The organism is Sabulibacter ruber, from assembly GCF_017355955.1.
Lineage (GTDB): Bacteria > Bacteroidota > Bacteroidia > Cytophagales > Hymenobacteraceae > Nibribacter > Nibribacter ruber_A.
In genome coordinates this window covers 1-252 of sequence record NZ_JAFFID010000178.1, presented here as the reverse complement: position 1 = coordinate 252, position 252 = coordinate 1, and the positions used below count along the sequence as shown (strand labels likewise).

The 252-nt window shown below is 69.8% G+C and carries 1 protein-coding gene; it reads left to right on the top strand.

Annotation, left to right across the window (positions count from 1 at the left end; genetic code table 11):
• Positions 1-252, top strand: a 252-nt coding sequence (locus JT719_RS24950; RefSeq protein ID WP_207436477.1) for a hypothetical protein, incomplete at both ends; no start/stop codon positions are given.

The window sequence follows — 252 nt, the reverse complement described above, 5'->3', positions numbered from 1 at the left end:
CTATTTCCACTACTGCAACAACTACATCGGCCCGCTGGACGAGGCGGCGGAGCGGCTGTGGGACGCGGAGGGGTTCCGGTCCGGCGACCTGCAGAACGACCTGATCGCCTATCTGAAGCGCCGGCACGACGTGCGGACCACCGTGCTGACCGACGTGGCGGCGGAGACGGCCATGCGGCGCTACGACGAGGCCACCGGCACCCTGACCCTCTCGGCCCTGCTGAACGGCCCGTCGCGCGCCTTCCACCTGGC